The sequence below is a fragment of the Xenorhabdus lircayensis genome, assembly GCF_016306625.1.
Lineage (GTDB): Bacteria > Pseudomonadota > Gammaproteobacteria > Enterobacterales > Enterobacteriaceae > Xenorhabdus > Xenorhabdus lircayensis.
This window is the reverse complement of the sequence record NZ_JACOII010000080.1, coordinates 1-319: the sequence shown is the minus strand read 5'-3', so window position 1 is coordinate 319 and position 319 is coordinate 1. Positions and strand designations below refer to the sequence as shown.

The window sequence follows — 319 nt, the reverse complement described above, 5'->3', positions numbered from 1 at the left end:
ATCGGCTCAACCGGGGCGGTGATCGTGCAGCCAACAGTGCACTGCATATTATTGCCATTGGCAGGCTGCGAACGGATACCCGAACTCAGGAATATGTCGCGAAGCGTATGGAAGAAGGCCATTCAAAACTGGAGGCAATACGCTGTTTGAAACGTTATATCTCGAGGGAAGTATTTACTTTATTGCGTACCCGGGATCGTTAGATCAACAGTATACAAATAATGACTTGACACTTAGAAGGGCATCCAAGGCAGTCAATACAGCAGTAAAAAGTTCCGCCGCTTACTCTGGCAAAACAAGATTATCCAAAGCCTGAGTC

At 46.7% G+C, this 319-nt stretch carries 1 pseudogene; it reads left to right on the top strand.

The annotated features are described in order from the left end of the window. A pseudogene (locus tag H8A87_RS19110) lies at positions 1 to 203 on the top strand (IS110 family transposase); the annotation flags it as partial. Between the last annotated feature and the right edge of the window lie 116 nt (positions 204 to 319).